The sequence below is a fragment of the Janthinobacterium sp. KBS0711 genome (assembly GCF_000988085.1).
Lineage (GTDB): Bacteria > Pseudomonadota > Gammaproteobacteria > Burkholderiales > Burkholderiaceae_D > Janthinobacterium > Janthinobacterium lividum_E.
The window spans coordinates 400141-420290 of the sequence record NZ_LBCO01000033.1 but is presented as its reverse complement, the minus strand read 5'-3'; the positions used below and the strand labels follow the sequence as shown (position 1 = coordinate 420290).

Genomic DNA, 20150 nt, shown 5'->3' with positions numbered 1-20150 from the left:
CCGCCACGAGACCGGCGGCGGCCATGGCGCAAGCCACGCCCACTTCGCCCTGGCAACCCACTTCGGCACCCGAGATCGACGCATTGCGCTTGCATAGCATGCCGATGGCCGCCGCCGTCAGCATGAAGCGGCGCACGCCGCCGACCGGGTCGCTGGGGCGGCAATCCTGCGCGTAGTAGCGCAGCACGGCCGGGATGATGCCGGCCGCGCCGTTGGTCGGCGCCGTCACGACCCTGCCGCCGGCCGCGTTTTCCTCATTGACGGCCATCGCGTACAGGCTGACCAGGTGCACGGCGTCGTGCGGCAAGTCGTTGGCGCGGTTGTCGGACGCTTTCGCCTCCTGCGCCAAGCGCCACAATTTCGCGGCGCGGCGCTTCACGTTCAAGCCGCCCGGCAGGTTGCCCGTCGTTTCCAGGCCGTGCGCGATACAGTCGCGCATGACGTGCCAGATACGGTCCAGGCCCGCGTTCAATTCCTCGTCGCTGCGCTTGACGCATTCGTTCGCGCGCAGCATTTCCGGGATCGACAGGCCGCTTTCCACGCCATGCGCCAGCAACTGCTCCATGGTGTCGAAGGGGAAGACGACGCGGGCAGCAGCGGCCGATTCCACGGCCGCTTCCGCTTGCGCCTCGCCAGCCTCGCGGATAAAGCCGCCGCCGATCGAGTAATACACCTTGTCGACCCGGCTGCCATCCGCCAGTTTCAAGGTAAAGCGCATGCCGTTCGGGTGCTCGGGCAGCGATTCGCTCTTGTGCCAGACGAGGCCCGTGGCGGCCGTGAATGGCACCACGTGCGTGCCCAGCAAGGCGATCTCGCCGGCCGCCTCGATGGCCGCCAGCTTGCTGTCGACTTCATCTGGCGCCACGTCCTGCGGCGTTTCGCCCATCAGGCCAAGAATGACGGCCTTGTCCGTCGCGTGGCCCACGCCCGTCAGCGCCAGCGAGCCATACAGGGCCGCTTCGACGCCCATTACCTGGTCCAGCGGACCGTATTCGACCAGAAAACGCCGCGCCGCCACCATCGGCCCCACCGTGTGGGAACTCGACGGCCCGATGCCGATTTTAAACAGGTCAAATACGCTCATGTCCATGTAGTGTCTCTTTATTTAGTATGTTTTTTTAGTACTGCTGCAAAACTCAGGCTGCCTTGGCGGCATGGCCCACGTCGACATTGGCCAGCATGTCCGTGACCATCTGCTCGACGCCGATCTGCGCCTTCCAGCCCCAGTCCGCGCTGGCCTTGCTGTCGTCCAGGCTTTGCGGCCAGCTGTCGGCGATGGCCTGGCGGCTGTCCGGCTTGTAGCTGATCTTGAAGTCCGGCACCATGCGCACGATGGCTTTCGCCAGCTGCTCTGGGTTGAACGACACGCCGGCCACGTTGTACGAAGAGCGGATCTTGATGGACTCCGCTGGCGCGTCCATCAGTTCGATGGTGGCGCGGATGGCGTCGGGCATGTATATCATCGGCAGAGTGGTGCTCGCATCGAGGAAACAATCATAGCGTTCGCCGCGCAAGGCCGCGTGGAAGATGGCGATGGCGTAATCGGTGGTGCCGCCGCCCGGAGGCGATTTGTAGCTGATGATGCCCGGGTAGCGGATGCTGCGCACATCCACGCCATACTTGTTGAAGTAGTATTCGCACAGGCGCTCGCCGGCCAGCTTGCTGATGCCGTACATCGAGGTCGGGTCCATCACCGTCATTTGCGGGGTGTTCACTTGCGGCGTGTTCGGGCCGAAGGCGGCGATCGACGACGGCCAGAAGATGCGCAGCGGTTTGCCCGCTTCGCCGCGCTCGCGCGCCAGTTCCAGGATATTGAGCAAGCCATCCATGTTCAGGCTCCACGCCTTCAACGGCGCCGCTTCGCCCGTGGCCGACAGCATGGCCGCCAGCTGGTACACCTGGGTGATGTTCTCGTCGGCGATGATTTTCGCCAGGCCGTCCTTGTCCAGCACATTGAGCTGCGCGTAGCGCTTGGCCTGGTACAGATTATTCGTGCCGATATCGCTGGCGATGACGTTGTCCGCGCCGTGCTGCTGCGCCAGCGCGCCCACCAACTCACTACCGATTTGGCCGTTTGCGCCAATGACTAAGATGCGTTCCATGCTATTTTCCTGAATTCTTGTTAATTGGTAGTGGTCGTGGTCAGCAAACCGAGTTCCTTGCCAGCCTGTTCGAAAGCAGCCAGCACTTGCACCAGCTGTTCACGCGTATGGGCCGCCGACAGCTGCACGCGCACACGGGCCTGGCCCATCGGCACGACCGGGTAGAAGAAGCCAGTCACCAGCACGCCCAGCTCATACAGGCGGGCGGCGAATTTCTGCGCCACGGGCGCGTCGAACAGCATCACGGGAACCACCGGATGGGTGCCCGGCTTGATGGTGAAGCCGATGCGCTCGATCTCGCTGCGGAAGAAAGCCGTGTTGTCATGCAGGCGGTCGCGCAGTTCCGTCGACTTGGCCAGGCGTTCCAACACCGACAGCGAAGCGCCGGCAATCGATGGCGCCAGCGTGTTCGAGAACAAATAGGGACGCGATTTCTGGCGCAGGGTGTCGATGACTTCCTTGCGCGCCGACGTGAAACCGCCCATGGCGCCGCCCAGGGCCTTGCCCAGGGTGCCCGTGATGATGTCGATGCGGCCCATCACATTGTGGTGTTCGTGCGTGCCACGGCCCGTCGCGCCCATGAAACCGGAAGCGTGGCATTCGTCGATCATCACCAGCGCGCCGTATTGGTCGGCCAGGTCGCAGATCTTGTCCAGCTGCGCAATCGTGCCGTCCATCGAGAACACGCCGTCCGTGACGATGACTTTATGGCGCTTGCCGGCGGCAATCGCCGCTTTCAGCTGCACTTCCAGGTCGGCCATGTCGTTGTGGGCGTAGCGGTAGCGGCCAGCCTTGCACAGGCGGATGCCGTCGATGATGGAAGCGTGGTTCAGCGCGTCCGAGATGATGGCGTCGTTTTCATCGAACAGCGGTTCGAACACGCCGCCGTTGGCGTCGAATGCCGCCGCGTACAAAATCGTGTCTTCGGTACCCAGAAAAGCGGAAATCGCCTGTTCCAGTTCCTTGTGCACGGTTTGCGTGCCGCAGATGAAGCGCACGGACGACAGGCCGTAGCCGTATTTTTGCGTGGCGGCAATGGATGCTTCCTGCGTCTGCAGGTCGCCGGACAGGCCCAGGTAGTTGTTCGCACACATATTGATCAGGGTACGGCCATCGTCGCACACCACTTCGGCGCCCTGGCGCGAGGCGATCACGCGCTCGGGCTTGTACAAGCCCTGCTGGCGCAGTTGATCGAGATTCTGTTGCAGACCGCTGAAAAAGGTGTTCTTCGCTTGCTCGCTCATGATAATCCTTGTGTGTCCCTGCGTTTGTGGTATCCGTGTGACCTCAGCCGCCATAGGGAAAAGCGGCTGCTTGACCGGTGCGCGCACAATGCTGTACCGTGAAGCGCTGTTTGAAGTCTACACGTTTCCGTGTTTTTCCTCAAAATCCACTATTTCGAACTGAAATTCAATATAGTGGATATTACCCAAGCCTTTTGAACTTTGCAAGCCACCTGCCGATGAAAACCAGCGTTTCGACCAATTCTCCGCCCGAAGTGGGCGCCACCCTGCAACGGCTGCGCCTGGCGCGCGGCCTGACACTGGAGGATTTGTCGCGCATCGCGGGCGTTTCGAAGTCCATGCTGTCGCAAATCGAGCGCGAAAAAGCCAATCCCACCATCGCCATCACGTGGCGCTTGGCCAACGCCCTGGGCGTACAGATCGGCGAATTGCTGTCCAGCGCGGAAAAAGCCGTGGAAACCATCCGCATCACGGATGCCCACGAAACCCCCACCCTGCCCGGCGACCACGCGGGCTACGTACTGCGCATCCTGGGGCCGATGGAACTGGCCGGCAAATACGAATGGTATGAAGTGACCCTGGCGCCGGGCGGCGAACTGGCGTCGCAGCCGCACGACCCGGGCACCACCGAACACTTGACGGTCATCCACGGTAACCTGGAGCTGGAAGTGGGCACGGCGAAGAAAAAGGTCAAGAATGGCGGCACGGCGCGCTATCCGGCGGACCAGCCGCATACGATACGCAACCTGGGCAAGACGGAAGGCAAGGCCTTATTGGTGGTCATCCATAGATAGTTGCTTTTCAGCAGTGTGCAATAGGCTCTTTCGCCCATGCTAAGATTTTGGATTAGACAAGATTTTCACTGTCTTTCATGGAGCCTTAGCAATGACGATTTCCGAAAGCACCACCCTCTTCCACAAGAAAAAAGTCGTCGAGTACGATCCTGATATTGCGCTGCAATCGGGGCAGGATATCGTCTACCGCCTCTCGCTCGAGTATGACGACAAGCGCAAGATGCCGGACCTGATCGCCGGCTTCCTGGAAAAAACCGACAAGAATGCGCTTGAGGCGCTGATCATCGGCATGTGGGGCGATCCGTACGAAGCGGGCGCAGACGAGGTGATCGCCGCGCTGATCAGCCACGCGCCGCAGCTGCCGAACTTGCGCGCCCTGTTCATCGGCGACATGACGTACGAGGAATGCGAAATCTCGTGGATCGTGCAAGGCAGCTACAAGCCGCTGCTGGACGCCTTCCCGCAGCTGGAGGAGCTGCGCATCCGCGGTGGCAATGAGTTGACCGTCGAACCGTTCGCGCACCAGAACCTGCGCAAGTTCACCATCGAGTCCGGTGGCCTCGATCAGAAGATCGCGCAGGCGCTGGCCCAGTCGAGCATGCCCAAGCTGGAATACCTGGAACTGTGGCTGGGTACCGACGACTATGGTTTTTCCGGCGACGTGGCGCTGTACCAGAAAGTACTGGCGCAAATGGCCACGCCGACCCTGCGCTACCTGGGCCTGCGTGATGCGCAGATCGCCGACGAGCTGGCCGTCTGGCTGGCCAACGAGCCGCTGCTGGCCACCGTCGAGACCCTGGACCTGTCGCTGGGCACCCTGGGCGACGTGGGCGCCGAAGCACTGCTGCAAGGCACGCAATTGGGCAATCTGAAGCGCATGGACCTGTCGCATCACTATATCTCCGAAGCAAACCAGGAAAAACTCAACGCCCTGCCCTTCCCCGTCAGGCTCGATGATCCGCAGGAAGACGACGACGACGAAGTCTATCGCTATGTCGCCGTCGGCGAATAAAACCTGATGCTTTTGCTGGCTACCAGCGGCAGCAAGCGCGTGCGCCTGATGCAGGCGGCGCGCGCGCACCTGCGCCTGCCGCCCGCGCAAGTGATGGAATGGCGCGACTGGCTGGCGCAGCCGGCGCGGCTGGAAGACGCCTTGCGCCAGCCCAGCCGGTTGAAGATCGAGCCGCCCGGCGACGATCCCGCCGCCCACCTGCTGTTGCTGCAGGCGGGCTGCCGGCTGCTGGACCGTCCGCTGCTCTCGGCGCCCGCGCATGGCGAGCTGCTGGCCATGGATGCGTGGTTTGCCGGTTTTTCCAATGCCATGCAAGGCCTGGCGAGGCAACTGGCGGCCATGCCGCAAATACGCGTCTTCAATGCGCCAGCCGAAATCTGTCTCATGACGGACAAGCTGGCCTGCCAGCATCACCTGGCCGCGCACGGCATCGCCATTCCCACCCTGCTCGGTCCCGTGCACAGCTACGATCACCTGCAGTCGCTGCTGCACGAGCATGATCTCGACCGCGTGTATCTGAAACCGCGTTACGGCTCGTCCGCGTCCGGCGTCGTCGCCTACCGCAGAAACAAGGCCGGGCGGCAGCAAGCCACGACTTCGGCCGCCTTGCAGCAGGGCGACGGCGCGGCGCGTCTGTTCAACGTCAAGCGCATGGCCCGCTACGAGACGCAGCACGACATCGCCGCCCTCGTCGACGCGCTGGCCGCGCAACAGCTGTATGCGGAGGCATGGCTGAACAAGCCCCGCTGCGGCGACAGCCATTACGACCTGCGGGTCGTGACCGTGGCGGGCCAGCCCGCGCACCGGGTGGCGCGCATCGGCGACCAGATGATGACCAATCTCCACCTCGACAACCTGCGCGGCGAGGCGGCCGGCCTCTTGAGCGCAGCCGACATGACGGCGCTGGAAGCTGCCGCCACCCAGGCCGCGCGCGCCTTCCCGAACAGCCACGTGACGGGCTACGACCTCGTCGTGCGCCACGGCCAGGGCCACGTGCTCGAAGCAAACGCCTTCGGCGACCTGCTGCCAGGCCTGCTGTGGCAAGGCGCGGACACCTACGCAGCGCAACTGACCCATGTTTAAAGACCCACCAGCCATCCCCGACATGCACGCCGTCGTGGGCAGCCACGACATCGTTTTCATCACGCTCGACACCCTGCGCTACGACGTGGCGCAAGCCTTGTATGAAGCGGGCGAACTGCCCGTGCTGGGACGTTTTCTGCCACCAGGCGGCTGGGACAAGCGCCACTCGCCCGCCACGTTCACGTATGCCGCGCACCAGGCGTTCTTCGCCGGCTTTTTGCCCACGCCGGCCGCGCCGGGCCGCCATCCGCGCCTGTTCGCCAGCGCTTTTGCGGGCAGCGAAACCACCTCGCCACACACGTTTGCGTTCGAGGAGGCAGACCTTCCCGCCGCGCTGGCCGCGCGCGGCTACCGCACCATCTGCATCGGCGGCGTGGGCTTCTTCAATAAACAGACGGCGCTGGGCACCGTCCTGCCGTCGCTGTTCCAGGAAAGCCACTGGAGCGCCGGCATGGGCGTGGCCAGCCGCCATTCGACGCAAAAGCAGGTGGCGCTGGCGACCCGGCTGCTGGCGCAAAACGACCAGCGCACCTTTTTATTCATCAACGTGGCCGCCCTGCACACGCCAAACCGCGCCTACCTGCCCGGCTGCCGCGCCGATAACCTGGACAGCCATGCGGCGGCCCTGCGCTATGTGGATGGCGCGCTGGCACCGCTGTTTGCCGCCTGCGCCGCGCGCGCGCCCACGTTCGCCATCGTCTGCTCGGACCACGGCAGCGCGTATGGCGAAGACGGCTACCGTGGCCACCGGGTGGCCCACGACAGCGTGTGGCAGGTGCCGTATGCGCACTTCTTCCTCACGCCAGATACCATTTCCCAGGAGTCCCCATCATGAACCCATCCGAACAGCCGGGCACCCTGGCGCAACGCATGCGCCACACGCCCTACCAGGCGTATTCGTACTCGTATCCGCACAAGGCGGCCTACCGCGCCTTGCCGCAGGCGGCGCCGCTGGCGCCCCTTTGGGCGCGGCAGGACCGCTCCGCCCTCTTTGCCTACATCCACATCCCGTTTTGCGAGATGCGCTGCGGCTTTTGCAACCTGTTCGCCATGGCGCGCCCCAGCGCCGACATGGTCGAGCGCTACGTGCGGCAAGTGCTGGTGCAGATGCGCGCCCTCAATGGTGCCCTCGGTGAACGGCGCTTTGCCCGCTTCGCGCTCGGTGGCGGCACGCCCACCTATCTGTCTCCCGCGCAGCTGGACACCTTGCTGTGCGGCGCACGCGACATCCTCGGCATCGATTTGCAGGCGACGCCGGCCGGCATCGAAGCGTCGCCCGAAACCATCACGGCCGAACGGCTTGCCGTGTGCCGTGCACACGGCATCGACCGGGTCAGCCTGGGCATCCAGAGTTTTGCCGCCGGCGAGATGCGCGCGCTGGCCCGTCCCCAGCAAAACGCCACCGTGCATCACGCCATCGGCCTGATACGCGCGGCCGGATTTCCCACCCTGAACCTGGACCTGATCTACGGCATCGCCGGGCAAACCGTGGCCAGCCTGCTCGCGTCCATCGACAGTGCATTGGCCTTCCGGCCTGAAGAAATCTATCTGTATCCGCTCTACGTGCGTGAACAGACGGGCCTGGGCAAAGTGGCGCGCCGCCAGGGCGCGGCGTCGCTCAACCCCATCATGCTGACCCGCGACGGCGACAGCCGTCTGGCCCTGTACGCGGCCGCGCGCGACCATCTGCGCGCCCAGGGCTACGAGCAGGTGTCGATGCGCATGTTCCGCGCCCCGCATGCGCCCGAACAAAACGGGCCCTCCTACTGCTGCCAGAACGACGGCATGGTGGGCCTGGGCGCGGGCGCCCGCTCCTACACGGCCAACCTCCATTATTCGAGCGAGTACGCGGTGGCGAGAACGGAGACCATCGGCATCATCGAACAGTATCTGGCGCTGGACGAGGAACGCTTCGCGCAGGCGGAACACGGCCATGTGCTCGATGGGGAAGAACAGCGCCGCCGCTACGTGATCCAGTCGCTGCTGACCGAACCGGGCCTGGACCGCGACGCCTATACGGCGCGCTTCGGCACGCGCTGCGAGTTTGATCTGCCGCAACTGGCCGAGCTGCACGCATTGGAACTGGTGGAAGAAAACGGCCCGCTGCTGCGCCTGAATGACCGCGGCTACAGCTACGCCGACACCATCGGCCCGTGGCTAGCCTCCGATACGGTGAGGGCGCTGATGGCCGAAGGCGGCCAGGCGTGCTGACAACTGCGCTGACAACGGAGCCAGGCACCTTGTCCCTGCTGTACCGGGGTACCTTGGCGAGCTGCAATTACGCCTGCGGCTACTGCCCGTTCGCCAAGAAGCGCGACAGCCGAGCCACCCTGGCCCGCGATGCGCGAGAAGTGACACGTTTTACGAGCTGGGTAGCGGCACAAAAGCGGGACATCAGCGTCCTGTTTACACCTTGGGGTGAAGCGCTGGTGCGGCGCCACTACCGCACGGCCATGCAGACGCTGGCTGCTCTGCCCCACGTGCGCCAGGTGGCGCTGCAGACGAATCTGTCCGGCCCCCTGAACTGGCTGCAGGGGATGGACGGGCCGGAAAAGATCGGCCTGTGGTGCACCTACCACCCGGACCAGACGACACTGGCCCGTTTTCTCGAACGCTGCGCGCGCTTGGACGCCATAGGCGTGCGCTATTCCGTCGGCGTCGTCGCCATGAATGCGCACCTGGACGCCATCCGCGCCCTGCGCGCCGCCCTGCCCGCCCACGTCTACCTGTGGCTCAATGCCTACGACCGGCGCGGTCCCGGCTACTACACGGTGGCAGACCTGACCTGGCTCGACGCCATCGACCCGTGGTTCGCGCAGAACCGCCGCCCGTCTCCCTCGCGCGGCAAACCGTGCCTGGCGGGCGAAGCGTCGCTGTCCGTCGATGGCGATGGCGAACTGACGCGCTGCCATTTCGTGCCGGAGCGGCTGGGGAATCTGTACGTGGATGACTTGGCAGACATGCTGCAGGAGCGCCGCTGCCCGCGCTTCAAGTGCGATTGCTATATCGGCTATGCGCAGCGCAAGGATTTGCCGTTTCAGGCGGTGTTTGGGGAGGGGGTATTGGCTAGGATCGTGCACGCAGAGCAACGTAGGTCGGATTAGCGGCGGCACGCCGCGTAATCCGACACATTGTTGGCTCCGGTGGTGTCGGATTACGCACGGCGATGCCGCGCTAATCCGACCTACCGTGTTTTACTGCGCCGCCACCTTGGCTGGCTCCGCCACTACCGGCGTCATCTTCAACGAACGGCTGAGGAAGCCCCAGCGATCGGCCACTTCTTCGATCTGCTTGGTCGTCGGCTTGCCGGCGCCATGGCCCGCCTTGCTGTCGATGCGGATCAGCACGGGCGCCGCGCCGCCTTGCGCTGCCTGGGCGGCGGCGGCGAACTTGAAGCTGTGGGCAGGCACGACGCGGTCGTCGTGGTCGGCCGTCGTGATCATGGTGGCCGGATAGCAGCCGCCCGCCTTCAGGTTGTGCAGCGGCGAGTACTTCACCAGCGCCTTGAACTGTTCGGCGTCGTCCGACGAACCGTAGTCAGGTACCCAGCCCCAGCCCACGGTGAACTTGTGGAAGCGCAACATGTCGAGCACGCCCACTTGCGGGATGGCCGCCGCGAACAGGTCCGGACGCTGCGTCATGGCCGCACCGACCAGCAGGCCGCCATTGCTGCCGCCGCCGATCGCCAGCTTCGATGGCGAGGTGACCTTGTTGTCCACCAGCCATTGCGCCGCGCCGATGAAATCGTCGAACACGTTTTGCTTGTTCAGCTTGGTACCAGCCTGGTGCCAGGCTTCGCCGTATTCTCCGCCGCCGCGCAGGTTGGCCATCACGTAGACGCCGCCCATTTCCACCCAGGCCAGATTCGCCACGGAGAAGCTCGGCGTGAGCGAAATATTGAAGCCGCCATAGCCGTACAGATAGGTCGGATTGGAACCGTCGAGCTTCATGCCTTTTTTCGAGACGATGAACATCGGCACCTTGGTGCCGTCGCGGCTGGTAAAGAATTGCTGGCGCGTTTCAAAGGCATTCGGGTCGAAATCGACCTTCGGCTGGCGGTACACCGTGCTCTTGCCCGACTTCATGTCGTAGCGGTAGATGGTCGCTGGCGTCGTGAAACTGGTGAACGAGTAGAACGTTTCCGTGTCGCCACGCTTGCCGGCAAAACCGCCGGCCGAACCGATGCCCGGCAAGGCCACTTCGCGCACCAGCTTGCCGTTCAGGTCGACGATCTTGATTTGCGTTTGCGCATCTTTCAAGTAGTCGAGCACCAGCTGGTTGTTGATCAGGTTGACGGCGACGAGGGTTTCCGCGCTTTGCGGCACGATTTCCTTCCAGTCGGCAGGCGCAGGCTTGCGCGTATCGATGGCGATCACGCGCGACTTTGGCGCCTTGTTGTCCGTCTTGAAGAAGAACACGGGGCCGTCATTGTCAATGAACGAGTACGAAGCGTCGAACGCTTCCAGCAAGCCCACGACCTTGGCGTTCTTCTGGCGCAAGTCCTTGTAGAAGATGCGGTTCTTGCGTTCCGTGCCTTGCGTGGCCGTGATGATCAGGTAATTGCCGTCGTCGCTGACGGTGCTGCCGCCAAACGCCCATTCCTTCTGGTCCGGACGGTCGAAGACGAGCACGTCGTCGCTTTGCGGCGTGCCGATCTTGTGGAAATACAATTTCTGGAAGTAATTGATATCGGCCAGCTTGGTGGCTTCATTCGGCGCGTCATAGCGGCTGTAGAAGAAACCGGTGTTGTCCTTGGTCCACGAAGCGCCGGAGAACTTGGCCCACTTGATGTGGTCCGTCAAATCCTTGCCCGATTCGATGTCGCGCACTTTCCACTCGTTCCAGTCGGAGCCGGAGGCGGACGTGGCATACGCCAGGTACTTGCCGTTCGGGCTGATCGAGGTGCCGGCCAGCGCCACCGTGCCATCCGTCGACAGGGTGTTCGGGTCCAGCAGCAGGCGCGGTTCGTCCGTCAGTTTTTTCACCGTGTACAGCACGGCCTGGTTCTGCAAGCCGTCGTTGCGGCTGTAGAAGTAACGGCCGCCCTGCTTCGTTGGCGTAGAGAAACGCTCATAGTTCCACAGCTTGGTCAGGCGCTGCTTGATCGCGGCGCGCTCGGGGATGGTGCCCAGGTACGACTGCGTCAGCTTGTTTTGCGCCGTGACCCAGTCGCCCGTTTCCGCGCTGTTGGCGTCTTCCAGCCAGCGGTACGGATCGGCGATGGTGGTGCCGAAATAGCTGTCTTGCTGGTCGACTTTTTTGCTGACTGGATACGTCACGGCAGCGCCGTCGCCGGCCGGGCACGATGGCGTCGCGGCGCTTTGCGCCAAGGCATTGCCACCGAAAGCGGCCATCAAGCTGAATATGAGGGTTGCACTACGTAATTGCATGGGTTGTTGTCTCATTGTTGGATGTCGAGGAAAGCAGGCCGCACACACACGCCGCGGCTGCCCATGTTGACTTTCGCCAAGAGAAATCATAGCGCGGATTGCCACTTTTAAAGCACAGTTATCCGGTGGATTTGCCGTCTTTTGTTTGGCAAATTTCCATGGATTGCCATGATAAATCTCGCTTTCGGCGAAATCGGCAAACTGACGTTCATGCAAGAAACATTATCAAAAGCAAAGTCGTTTCATCAAGTTGTCATAAATCTTCTTTACTATCGGCAACATGTTCATGGCCCGTCCAGAGGCCGTGCCGCCACAGCCTCCTATGCACACTCTCGCCCTCCCTTCCGCCACCGCCGTGCCGCCCGGCGCGACGCCATCGAACGTGGCTTACCTGAAACCGCCATCGCTTCCCATGACCATCGAAGGGACGGATGCCTTGCACGAGATCCTCGCGGGCCGCAAGCTCAGCGCGCTGTTCCAGCCCATCATCCACATGCACAGCGGCGACATCATCGGCTACGAAGGCTTGATACGGGGACCGTCCGACAGCCCCCTGCACGCGCCGATGAATCTGTTCAAGGTGGCGCGCGCGCACGACCTGACCCTGGAAGTGGAGCACCTGTGCCGCCAAGTGGTGCTCGAACGCTTCGCCGAACTGCAGTTGCCAGGAAAACTGTTTCTCAACGTCAGCCCCGAATGCCTGCTGCTGCGCAATGCCCGCCATGGCGAAACCCTCGAATACATCGAGCACATCGGCATCAATCCGGACCGTGTCATCATCGAGCTGACGGAGAACCAGCCCACTTACGATTACGAGCTGATGCGCGAAGCCGTGCTGCACTACCGCAACATGGGTTTCCAGATCGCCATCGACGACCTCGGTGAAGGCTTTTCCAGCCTGCGCCTGTGGTCGGAACTGCGCCCGGAATACGTGAAGATCGACATGCATTTCATCCAGGGCATCAATAATGATCCCGTGAAACTGCAATTCGTGCGCTCGATCCAGGAAATCGCGGAGAAATCGGGCACCCTGGTGATCGCCGAAGGTATCGAGGCACAAACGGAATTGCTGGTCTTGCGCGACCTGGGCGTGGCGTTCGGCCAGGGCTACCACCTGGGGCGGCCCAACGCGGTGCCGGCGCGCGCCCTGCCGGCTGAAGTGGTGCAGGCGCTGGGACGCAATGGCGTGGCCGTGTATCCGCAGCGCAGCAGTCTGGAAAAGAATGGCGCCAGTATCCGCAAGTTGTTGCACAAGGTGGCGGCCGTGTCGCCGCAGCTCAACAATAATGAGGTGTACGACATCTTCCTGAAGGAACCGAAGCTGATGATCATCCCCGTCGTCGATGACGGCGTGCCGCTGGGCCTGATCAGCCGCTTCGAAATGATCGACCACTTCGCCCGCCCCTACCAGCGCGAACTGTATGGCAAGAAATCATGCAGCCTGTTCATGGATGCCACGCCCCTGATCGCGGACCACGAGACAAGCTTGCAGGAACTCAGCTACACCATGGTGCAGTCGGATGCCCACCACCTGTTCAACGGTTTCATCATTACCGAACACGGCCGCTACCTGGGCATGGGCACGGGACATGACTTGATGCGCGAAATCACGCAGATGCAGATCAATGCGGCCCGCTATGCCAACCCGCTGACGCAACTGCCCGGCAACGTGCCCATCAACGAACATATCGACCGTTTATTGCACAGCGGCAGCCGCTTCTGGGTCTGCTATTGCGACCTCGACCATTTCAAGCCCTTCAACGATGTGTACGGTTACCGCAAGGGCGATGACGTGATCCAGTTGACGGGAGAAATCCTCAGCAGCCATTGCGACCCGAACCGCGACTTCATCGGCCATATCGGCGGCGACGATTTCATGATCCTGTTTCAGAGCGAAGACTGGGAAACGCGCTGCCAGGCCATGCTCGACGACTTTGCGGCCGCCATCCTCGCCTATTACAGCACGGGCGACTGCGAACGGGGCGGCTACATCAGCGAAGACCGGCAAGGCAAGAAAGTGTTTTACTCGTTGATCAGCCTGTCGCTGGGCGTCATCAAGGTCGAGGCGCACCAGTACTACACGCACCACCAGATCGCCACGCAGGCGGCCGAAGCAAAGAAGCAGGCAAAGAAAATCCACGGCAACAGCCTGTTCCTGGACCGGCGGCAAGGCGCGGGCGTGGCGCGCATGGATGCCTAGCCTGGGGCAATACTCTACGCAAGATCAAATACGCACGAGGTCGCCAAACGCATTGCTGCTGCGCGTATCGGGCACGAATGCCAGGCTGATGCGCGCGCCATCGCGGCGCGCCTGCACGCGGTAGCTGCCCACGGGCACGTCCACGAACAGGCCGCCGTATGCCGTGTCCGGTTCCAGGTCGCCGCCCGTGACGTCTTCTCCGGCGCCGATGAAGACGCGTCCCGAGACGACGGACAGGTGCACGACTACTTGCGGCTCGGCAAGTTCGGCGTACAAGGCGACTTCATACGCGCCGTCATCACCCACGTTGAAAAACGCCACTTGCCCCGCGTTCACGGCCGCCAGTTCCGCACTGGGGATGCTCCACCAGTCGCAGTCATCTTCCAGCTTGTGGCGCAAGAGGGCCGGGTCGAACACGCACAGGGTAGCCGTCCCGGTCACAATTTTAACGCCCGTGCTTGGCGTCATGCGGCCAGCGGCGCCGGTCCCAGCAGGGGCTGGCTCTCCACGTACTGCGCGCTCGCTTGCGCCTGCCATGGAAAATGGCCATCGCGCGACGGCCAGACGATCTGGTACAAGCTAAAGTCATCGCCCTGGTAATACCAGCGCGCGTAGCCGACGTAGTCGCGGTATTGCTCGACGGGCACACGTACGAAGGCGCACTGATGGCCTTCCAGCAAGACGTCCGTGGTGGCCGTAAAATCCGTGATGGCGCCGCTGCGCGCGGCGTCCAGCGCCACGTCGAGTATCCGGTGGGCCATGGAATGGGGCAAGCCCATGATGAGAAATTCGGGCTGGCCGAAGCTGTGGCTAGCGCCTATCGTGAAGGCATAGCCGGGGCCTTCTTCATCGGCGCCGATATGCACGCCATGCCAGCCATGCGTGGCGATGTCGTCGATGACTTTTTGCTCGGATGCATCCTCGCCTGCCTGCCTTACCATGCTCCACCTTTCACTGTGCCGAAAACCACGCCGCCTTCGCGACATGCCTGTCGGCAATTATCGCATGCGGCACGCGTCCCTGCGCGCACGGTGACGGCGCGTCAGTCGGGCGGTGGCAGAGGCGGAAAGCGCAGCTGGCGCCATTGCCGCATGCGCTGCTGCGCTTCTTGCAGCTGTGCCGACTCCAGCCTGGTGGCAGCCGCCTCCCTGGCCCTGGCCGCCCCGCTGTCGCCCCCCTCGGCCGCCAGCGCCAGCCACATATAGCCGCAGACGGGGTCCCTCTCCACGCCGCGCCCGCTGTTGTACATGCCGCCCAGGTTGTACTGGGCCAGCGCATGGCCCTGGCCGGCCGCGCGCGCATACCATTGCACGGCCAGACCATCGTCTTGCGGCACGCCATGGCCGTTCGCATACATGACGCCCAGGTTATTTTGCGCGCTGGCGTCGCCCTGGTCGGCAGCCGTGCGGTACCAGCGCACGGCGTATACTTCGTCGCGCTCCACTCCCTGGCCATTGGCATACATCACGCCCAGGTTGAACTGCGCATTCGACGCGCCCTGGGCCGCCGCCCGGGCATACCAGTCGAGCGCCTGACGCAAGTCGCGGGTGACGCCGCGCCCGCCCGCAAACATGCCGCCCAGATTGTATTGCGCCATGCAATGGCCTTGCAGGGCGGCGCGCCGGTACCAGGCGACGGCGCGCGCCTCGTCCTTGTCCACGCCCTGGCCGCGCGCCAGCATCAGGCCCAGGTTGAACTGGGCGTCGGCGTCATCCTGTTCGGCCGCCCGTTGCAGCCAGGCATAGGCGCGCAGCTGGTCGGGCGCCACGCCCGAGCCTTCCGCATACGCCACGCCGAGTTGCCGCTGCGCCACGGCCAGCCCCTGGGCAGCGGCCTGGCGGAACCAGGCCAACGCCTGCGCATCGCTCTGCACCACGCCCTGGCCACGCTTGTAGACGAGTCCCAGGTTCAGCTGTGCCTGCGCATCGCCTTGCAAGGCTGCCTTGCGGAACCACGCCAGGGCCAGCGCATCGTTCTTTTTCGCGCCCAGACCCTGGGCATACGCTTCGCCCAGCAGAGATTGCGCGCTGGCCACGCCCTGCTCGGAAGCGCGGTAAAACCACGCCAGGGCCAGCTCGTCGCTCTGCAGCACACCGCGTCCCTTGCGGTACATCTGCCCCAGGTTTTGCTGGGCCGACGCATCGCCCTGGGCGGCGGCGCGGCGAAACCACAGCACGGCGTCGGCATCGCTCTGCGCCACGCCGCGGCCGTGGTAATACATGGCGCCCAGGTGGTTCTGCGCGAACGCCAGCCCTTGCAGCGCGGCCAGGCGCAGCCAGACAAAGGCGCGCGCATCGTCCTGCGCCACGCCTTCGCCCTTTTTGTACATCAATCCCAGGTTGAACTGGGCGTAGGCATTGCCCTGCTCGGCAGCCGTGCGGAACCAGATATACGCCTGGTGGCTATCTCTGGCAGTATGGTGCTTGTCCATGTGCGCCCCCATCCACATCGCGCTTGCCGGCGACACGCGCAAAACGGCGGCCCAGGGCGGCGAAATCGTGTGTTGCTTAAATTTTAAATTCGATGCGGGGGAAGGACTTGAGCAGGCTCAAACGAAATAACAAAATCATATCGTTTTGATGAGCCCGCTTAGAGGGGAAACGGCGCTCAGCGGCGCGATGGATGCTTTTGCAGGAATTGCGGCACCTTGGCGGCGGCCAGCTTGTTCAGCGACACGAGCAAGTCCGCGTCGACATCGGCGATGCCGTAACTGCTGCGCAAATGGCGGCCGATATGGATCAGCACTTGCGCCGCCACTTCCGCGTCGGACTCGGCCCTGTGGGCAGCGCTCTTGAAGGCGATGCCCAGCTGGCTCGACAACAAGCCCAGCTTGTAGCTGGCCATGCCGGGAAACACGCGGCGCGACAGTTTTAATGAACACACGAGCGACTGGTGTGCCGGCGTCAGGTTCAGCCTGGCGCTTTCCGCGCGCAGGAATTTTTCATCGAAGCTGGCATTGTGGGCCGACAAGGCATCGCTGCCAATAAAATCCAGCAATTGCGGCACCACCTCGGCCACGGGCGGCGCCTTGTCCACCATCGCCTGCGTGATGCCCGTCAAGCCCGTGATGAACGAGGGAATGCGCGCATTGCAGTTGATCAGGGTCACGTAACGGTCCGTGATCCGCCCTCCCTCGATGCGCAGCGCCGCCACTTCCGTGATGCGGTCGCCCATGTCGGGCGACAGTCCGGTCGTCTCGAAGTCGATCATGACGATCGGTTTGTCAAACACATTCATGAAGTCAGGCTCTTTCTGCGATGCTGCGGTGGACCAGCTTAGCCGAACTTGCGTACGGCGTCCAGCGCGAGACCGGCACCAATGCTGCCGAACAAGTCGCCTTCGACCTTGCGTGCGGCCGGCACCAGGGCGGCGATCTTTTCGCGCAGCAAGCGCACGCCGCTCGAGCCGCCCGTGAAGAACACGGTATCGACGGCTTCCGGCGCCACACCCGCGTCGCGCAGCAAACGCAGCACGGTGTCTTCCACGGAGCCGCACAGGTGGCCGATGGCTTCGTCGAACTGCGTGCGTTTGAGCAACAGGCTTTGCGCGGGCGACAAACGGTCCAGCTCCAGCTGCACTTCGGCCGCGTCGGACAGGGCAATCTTGCCCTCTTCCACTTTCATGGCCAGCCAGTGGCCGGCGCGCTCGTCGATCAGTTTTTGCAGGCGCCCCATCTTGTCTTGCTCGCGCGCATCGCGGCACACGTCGGCCAACTGCACCCAGATCTTCTTCGTGTAAGCCAGGTTGATCGTGTGCCACGTCGCCAGGTTGAAATAATAGCTGGACGGCACTTCGCTATTGTTGTGCAGGCGGCTGCCATAGCCGAGCAGAGGCATGACGGAAGACAGGCTCAGGTATTTATCGAAATCCGTGCCACCGATATGTACGCCGCCCGTGGCAAGGATATCGTCACGGCGCTCGGCCTTTTTCGCCCGGTCCGGCGACAAGCGGACCAGCGAAAAGTCGGACGTACCACCGCCGATGTCGGCGATCAGCACCAGCTCTTCCTTGGCGATCTGCGACTCGTAGTCAAACGCTGCGGCAATCGGCTCGAACTGGAAGGCGACATCCTTGAAGCCGACGGAGCGCGCCACTTCGGCCAGGGTGTCCTGCGCCAGCTGGTCCGCTTGCGCATTGTCGTCGATAAAGAAAACGGGACGGCCGAACACGGCGGACGAGAATTCGCGGCCGGCGGACTGCTCGGCGCGGCGTTTCACTTCGCCAATGAATTGCGCCAGCAACATACGGAACGGCAGCGCGCGGCCGCCGACTTCCGTCTGGCCATCGATGAGGCTCGTGCCCAGCAAGCTTTTCAGCGAGCGCATCAAGCGCCCCTCGTAACCGGCCAGATAGCCGGCCAGCGCCGCGCGGCCAAAACTGACTTCCTCGTCTTCCGCATTGAAGAAGACGACGGACGGTAAGGTCGTCTTGCCATCTTCCAGGCCGAGCATGGTGCTCTGCCCGGGACGTGCCCAGCCTACCGTGGAATTTGACGTGCCGAAATCGACGCCGCAAGCATTGGCCATGTCGACCCTTCCCTGAATAAAGGGGCGTTATGTTATCAGAAGGCAGGCTTTTGCACCAGCAAAACCCGTTCAGCCCGGTCAACAGCATAAGCTTGCTTTGCATCAAGTACCAGCCGCACGCAAAAGATACTCTTGGGAAATTAACGCCGAGCAACTCGGCCAGCCACCGGAGACCCATCGTGCCCCATGCTCCCCTGCGCCACCTGTCCGCTGCCTTGCTGGCGGCTTTCCTCGTTTCCCTGGCCGGCTGCGGCGGCGGTTCGGCCGATACCCAGGCCGGCGCCGGTTGCGGGCTGCACAGCACGGCAGGCTGTGGCGGCAGCCCGCCACCCCTCAATCCGCCCGTCACGCCACCGGTCACCCCGCCAGTGACGCCACCCGTAATTCCGCCCGTCACCCCACCCGAGCCGGCCCCCCTGGCCAGCGCCGTCAACCTCGTGTTTTCCAGCACGGAACTGGCCTCGGCGGGCCTGGCCGGCGGCGAAGTGGCCGTCACGGCCCTCGTCAAGGATGGCGCCAACCTGGCCTTGCCCAACGCGAAGATTTCCTTTGCTACCGATTCCGGCATCCTCGGCAGCGTCGACGCCGTGACGGACAAGAATGGCCAGGCGCGCGCCCTGCTGGGCACGGGAGGCGCCAACAGCAACCGCAGCATTACCGTGATGGCCACTGTCGGCACGCGCAGCGGCAAGGGCACGGTAGCGGTCACGGGCAGCACCGTGGAAGTGCTGGGGCCGGCCGCCTTGATGCTGGGCCAGGGCGCCGACCTCACCATCACCGTGCGCGACTCGGCGCGCAAACCCGTTGCCGGCGCCGCCATCGCCTACAGCACGGGCGCCGGCAACGGCGTGCGTGTCAAGGATGGCGGCGCAGCGCTCAGCAATGCACAAGGCCAGCTGGTGCTGCGCCTGACCGCAGGCAGCCTGGGCAAGGATGCCGTCTCCGTCGGCGCGCTGGGCGCCGCCGCCACGCAAGCGTACGCCGTGGCGGGCAGCGACCTGCGCCTGAGCCCGGCCGTGAGCCCGGACGCCAACGGCGCTGACGTGTTGCCGGAAGTGGTCACCCTGGCGTGCCAGCCCATCGACGTGCGCTACGACAAGGCGGGCGTGGCGCAAACGGGCAGCGCCAGCCTGTCGACCTCGCGCGGCAGCCTGTTTGCGGACAGCGCCTGCAGCCAGGCCTTGCCTGCCAGCTTGATGTTCAGCAATGGCAACTTGCCGCGCAGCTATGTGCAATCGGCCAACGCGGGTGTGGCCACCATCACGGTGGCCGTGGCCGGCGGCCCCTCGGCGCAGACGCGGCTGGAATTCGTCGCGCCATTGAGCCCTGCCAGCAAACTGGCCGTGCAAGCGGAGCCGGCCGTGCTGCGCGCCAACACGACCACTTCGGCCGACAACGCCAGCACCAGCACCATCGGCGCCGTGGTGCGCGATGGCGCGGCCAACAACCTGGTCAAGAACGCGCCCGTGCTGTTTACCATCTTGAGCGACCCCAGCGGCGGCTACCTGCGGCAGGCGGGCCGCGTACTGACGGGCAGCGACGGCCTGGCGCGCGCCGAGTACGTGGCGGGACCAGCCGACAGCGGCCGCGATGGCGTGCTGATCCAGGCCCGCATCGAGGGCGCGCCGCAAGCGGCGGCCACGGCCCTCGTGCGCCTGACTGTGGCACGGCAAGCGCTGTCGATCAAGCTGGGCACGGGCAGCCTGTTGCGCGAATATTCGGCCAGCGTGCTGCAGAAGGACTTTGCCGTGTTCGTTTCCGACAGCGCCGGTAACGCCGTGCCGGGCGTCGCCATCACT

Annotated in this window: 17 protein-coding genes; 8 read left to right on the top strand and 9 right to left on the bottom strand. The window is 63.8% G+C overall.

Annotated elements, in window-relative coordinates; all coding sequences use genetic code 11:
- From VM94_RS20520 to kbl, 3 genes are all read right to left on the bottom strand, one after another.
- A partial coding sequence (locus tag VM94_RS20520) for an L-serine ammonia-lyase (protein ID WP_046685664.1) occupies positions 1-1090 on the bottom strand: 1090 nt, incomplete at its 3' end.
- Positions 1091-1136: 46 nt separating this feature from the next.
- Positions 1137-2102, bottom strand: a complete 966-nt coding sequence (locus tag VM94_RS20515; RefSeq protein WP_046685114.1) for an NAD-dependent epimerase/dehydratase family protein — start codon at positions 2100-2102, stop codon at positions 1137-1139.
- 20 nt (positions 2103-2122) lie between these two features.
- Positions 2123-3346 (bottom strand): glycine C-acetyltransferase, encoded by a 1224-nt coding sequence (kbl, locus tag VM94_RS20510; protein WP_046685113.1) that lies wholly within the window; start codon positions 3344-3346, stop codon positions 2123-2125.
- 218 nt (positions 3347-3564) lie between these two features.
- Between kbl and VM94_RS20505 the strand changes: the two genes are divergently transcribed.
- The 6 genes from VM94_RS20505 (at position 3565) to VM94_RS20480 (ending at position 9339) form a co-directional block, all read left to right on the top strand.
- Positions 3565-4140: a helix-turn-helix domain-containing protein gene (locus VM94_RS20505; RefSeq protein ID WP_034751403.1), complete on the top strand. Its 576-nt coding sequence runs from the start codon at positions 3565-3567 to the stop codon at positions 4138-4140.
- A 91-nt stretch (positions 4141-4231) separates the two neighbouring features.
- Complete coding sequence (locus VM94_RS20500; RefSeq protein ID WP_046685112.1) at positions 4232-5152, top strand: STM4015 family protein; 921 nt, start codon at positions 4232-4234, stop codon at positions 5150-5152.
- A gap of 6 nt (positions 5153-5158) precedes the next feature.
- Complete coding sequence (locus VM94_RS20495; RefSeq protein ID WP_046685111.1) at positions 5159-6235, top strand: STM4014 family protein; 1077 nt, start codon at positions 5159-5161, stop codon at positions 6233-6235.
- A complete protein-coding gene (locus VM94_RS20490; protein WP_046685110.1) occupies positions 6228-7070 on the top strand; it encodes an STM4013/SEN3800 family hydrolase in 843 nt (280 codons plus the stop codon). The genes VM94_RS20495 and VM94_RS20490 overlap by 8 nt, the downstream gene beginning before the upstream one ends.
- Positions 7067-8446, top strand: a complete 1380-nt coding sequence (locus tag VM94_RS20485; RefSeq protein ID WP_046685109.1) for an STM4012 family radical SAM protein — start codon at positions 7067-7069, stop codon at positions 8444-8446. The genes VM94_RS20490 and VM94_RS20485 overlap by 4 nt, the downstream gene beginning before the upstream one ends.
- On the top strand, positions 8440-9339 hold the full coding sequence (locus tag VM94_RS20480) for an STM4011 family radical SAM protein (protein WP_235432967.1): 900 nt from the start codon (positions 8440-8442) through the stop codon (positions 9337-9339). The genes VM94_RS20485 and VM94_RS20480 overlap by 7 nt, the downstream gene beginning before the upstream one ends.
- A gap of 90 nt (positions 9340-9429) precedes the next feature.
- Here the strand turns inward: VM94_RS20480 and VM94_RS20475 are convergent, their stop codons facing one another.
- Positions 9430-11625, bottom strand: coding sequence for a prolyl oligopeptidase family serine peptidase (locus tag VM94_RS20475; protein WP_138829183.1), 2196 nt, complete (start codon positions 11623-11625; stop codon positions 9430-9432).
- A gap of 412 nt (positions 11626-12037) precedes the next feature.
- Here VM94_RS20475 and VM94_RS20470 point away from each other — a divergent pair, with 412 nt between their 5' ends.
- Complete coding sequence (locus VM94_RS20470) at positions 12038-13825, top strand: GGDEF domain-containing protein (protein WP_052755851.1); 1788 nt, start codon at positions 12038-12040, stop codon at positions 13823-13825.
- Positions 13826-13849: 24 nt separating this feature from the next.
- Here VM94_RS20470 and VM94_RS20465 read toward each other — a convergent pair whose 3' ends face one another.
- From VM94_RS20465 to VM94_RS20445, 5 genes are all read right to left on the bottom strand, one after another.
- Positions 13850-14293 (bottom strand): DUF6386 family protein, encoded by a 444-nt coding sequence (locus VM94_RS20465; protein WP_046685107.1) that lies wholly within the window; start codon positions 14291-14293, stop codon positions 13850-13852.
- Positions 14290-14766 (bottom strand): DUF4262 domain-containing protein, encoded by a 477-nt coding sequence (locus VM94_RS20460; protein WP_046685106.1) that lies wholly within the window; start codon positions 14764-14766, stop codon positions 14290-14292. Before VM94_RS20460 ends, VM94_RS20465 begins: the two co-directional genes overlap by 4 nt.
- Before the next feature lie 101 nt (positions 14767-14867).
- Positions 14868-16256, bottom strand: a complete 1389-nt coding sequence (locus tag VM94_RS29165; protein ID WP_046685105.1) for a tetratricopeptide repeat protein — start codon at positions 16254-16256, stop codon at positions 14868-14870.
- Positions 16257-16432: 176 nt separating this feature from the next.
- Positions 16433-17062, bottom strand: a complete 630-nt coding sequence (locus tag VM94_RS20450; RefSeq protein WP_170846245.1) for a 3'-5' exonuclease — start codon at positions 17060-17062, stop codon at positions 16433-16435.
- A 38-nt stretch (positions 17063-17100) separates the two neighbouring features.
- Positions 17101-18351, bottom strand: coding sequence for an Hsp70 family protein (locus VM94_RS20445; protein WP_034751092.1), 1251 nt, complete (start codon positions 18349-18351; stop codon positions 17101-17103).
- A gap of 179 nt (positions 18352-18530) precedes the next feature.
- On the opposite strand from VM94_RS20445, the gene VM94_RS20440 reads away from it, so the two are divergent.
- Positions 18531-20150: Ig-like domain-containing protein (locus VM94_RS20440; protein WP_200899243.1), on the top strand; the 1620-nt coding region annotated here is incomplete at its 3' end.

Bases quoted from the DNA above. Each gene is read 5' to 3' on its own strand.
- VM94_RS20515 (WP_046685114.1), bottom strand. From the start codon at position 2,102: ATGGAACGCATCTTAGTCATTGGCGCAAACGGCCAAATCGGTAGTGAG.
- kbl (WP_046685113.1), bottom strand. From the start codon at position 3,346: ATGAGCGAGCAAGCGAAGAACACCTTTTTCAGCGGTCTGCAACAGAAT.
- VM94_RS20505 (WP_034751403.1), top strand. From the start codon at position 3,565: ATGAAAACCAGCGTTTCGACCAATTCTCCGCCCGAAGTGGGCGCCACC.
- VM94_RS20500 (WP_046685112.1), top strand. From the start codon at position 4,232: ATGACGATTTCCGAAAGCACCACCCTCTTCCACAAGAAAAAAGTCGTC.
- VM94_RS20495 (WP_046685111.1), top strand. From the start codon at position 5,159: ATGCTTTTGCTGGCTACCAGCGGCAGCAAGCGCGTGCGCCTGATGCAG.
- VM94_RS20490 (WP_046685110.1), top strand. From the start codon at position 6,228: ATGTTTAAAGACCCACCAGCCATCCCCGACATGCACGCCGTCGTGGGC.
- VM94_RS20485 (WP_046685109.1), top strand. From the start codon at position 7,067: ATGAACCCATCCGAACAGCCGGGCACCCTGGCGCAACGCATGCGCCAC.
- VM94_RS20475 (WP_138829183.1), bottom strand. From the start codon at position 11,625: ATGCAATTACGTAGTGCAACCCTCATATTCAGCTTGATGGCCGCTTTC.
- VM94_RS20470 (WP_052755851.1), top strand. From the start codon at position 12,038: ATGACCATCGAAGGGACGGATGCCTTGCACGAGATCCTCGCGGGCCGC.
- VM94_RS20465 (WP_046685107.1), bottom strand. From the start codon at position 14,293: ATGACGCCAAGCACGGGCGTTAAAATTGTGACCGGGACGGCTACCCTG.
- VM94_RS20460 (WP_046685106.1), bottom strand. From the start codon at position 14,766: ATGGTAAGGCAGGCAGGCGAGGATGCATCCGAGCAAAAAGTCATCGAC.
- VM94_RS29165 (WP_046685105.1), bottom strand. From the start codon at position 16,256: ATGGACAAGCACCATACTGCCAGAGATAGCCACCAGGCGTATATCTGG.
- VM94_RS20450 (WP_170846245.1), bottom strand. From the start codon at position 17,062: ATGAATGTGTTTGACAAACCGATCGTCATGATCGACTTCGAGACGACC.
- VM94_RS20445 (WP_034751092.1), bottom strand. From the start codon at position 18,351: ATGGCCAATGCTTGCGGCGTCGATTTCGGCACGTCAAATTCCACGGTA.